The 1,651-nt window shown below is 44.5% G+C and carries 2 protein-coding genes; both read right to left on the reverse strand.

Annotation, left to right across the window (positions count from 1 at the left end; translation table 11 throughout):
- Window positions 1–45 precede the first annotated feature (45 nt).
- Window positions 46–525: a DUF4410 domain-containing protein gene (locus ACTHS3_RS12510; protein ID WP_049343922.1), complete on the reverse strand. Its 480-nt coding sequence runs from the start codon at window positions 523–525 to the stop codon at window positions 46–48.
- A gap of 181 nt (window positions 526–706) precedes the next feature.
- On the reverse strand, window positions 707–1,651 hold a 945-nt coding region (locus ACTHS3_RS12515; RefSeq protein WP_440368080.1), incomplete at its 5' end, for a helicase HerA-like domain-containing protein.

Here is a 1,651-nt window from a genome sequence, read left to right on the forward strand (position 1 = left end):
ATTTATAGCTATTTGGTAAAACGTTTTTAGAAAATAATATCTTGATTATTTCCCTTTTTTCAAAATACCGGATTCTGCAATTTTTTTGGCAATGTCTTTAGCTGATCTTTTCAGAACATCTTTGCTATTTCCTCCAAATACTCCCATTGCCAACATACCGTCAGTTTGAATATTACCGACAATTTTTCCGCTTTCTTTATCAACCAGTGTTGTAACGATTTTTGACGTTGCTTTGCCTGCGCCAAAGCCCACCCAATAACGCAGAGCACGGTTTCCTTCATTAAAGTTTTCGATATTGATATTAATATCTAAGTCATCGCCTACGGTATAACCGAGAGTGGTTAATTCATTGTTCAAGTATTGGGTAAAAAGTGCGCGTGTATCAGATGGAATATGATCTTGGGAAAGATCACGAATAGTGTAGCTATGGTAGCTTTTTTCTTTTTGTCCGAAATCAACAGTACTGGTTGTTGAACAAGCAGATAAAGCAAAGGCTAATGCCGTTAGTGTGAGTAGTTTTTTCATGGTAAAAGTTCTCTTTTTTAATTGATAAAATGCTTAAGTTTAAGCAAATCGAATTATCAATCATTTTTTCTTTTCTTTCAATTTATTATGCTTATATATTAAGGTAATTCAAAGTTTAGCTTTATATAAACAACAAAAGGCCGTCTGAAATTTCAGACGGCCTTTTATATTTGCAGGCTGATTATTTAAATATATTTTTAATAATGCCCATTACGCTGCGGGAAATGGCGTTGGTTACTTGGCGGTTGATTTGGCTGCCGATGGCGTCGGCAACGTTGTAGCCCAAACCTTGGCCGGATTTTTTGCGTCCGCCGCTCAAACCGCCGATCAGTCCGCCGAGAATGCCGGGATCGGCATTGGCAGCCTCTTTTTCTGCGGTTTTTTGCGCTTTTTCCTGCTCTTTGGCGGCATTTGTGGCTTCTTTTTCAGCGGCAGCCTGGCTGTCTGCTTCGGCCAATGCTTCAAAGGCGGAGTAGTTGTCCACCATGTCTTTGTAGGTTGGATACAAATCGTCGTTTTGGAACAGGCGGTTGCGTTCCTCTGCGGTAAGCGGGGTTAAGGAAGATTGCGGCGGCAGTATGAGGGCGCGTTCTACCGGCTCGGGCATACCTTTTTCATCAAGGAAGGAAACGAGGGCTTCGCCGACGCCGAGTTCGGCAATCGCTTCGGCAACTTTGATGTTTGGGTTGCTGCGGAAGGTTTCGGCAGCGGCTTTGACTGCTTTTTGGTCGCGCGGTGTGAAGGCACGCAGGGCGTGTTGTACGCGGTTACCCAGTTGGCCGAGAATAGTATCGGGCAAGTCGAGCGGGTTTTGGGTGACGAAATATACGCCCACGCCTTTGGAACGGATCAGGCGCACGACTTGTTCGATTTGTTCGACCAACGCATTGGCGGCATTGTCGAACATCAAATGCGCTTCGTCGAAGAACATCACAAATTTTGGTTTGTCCAAATCGCCGACTTCGGGCAGGGTTTCAAACAACTCCGCCAGCATCCACAGCAAAAACGCGCTGTACATACGCGGAGAGCACATTAGTTTTTCGGAATTAAGGATGTTGATGATGCCTTTGCCGTTGTCGGTTTGCATCCAGTCTTGCAGGTTGAGGGAAGGTTCGCCGAAGAATTT

It is taken from the genome of Neisseria sp. P0009.S007 (assembly GCF_051962515.1).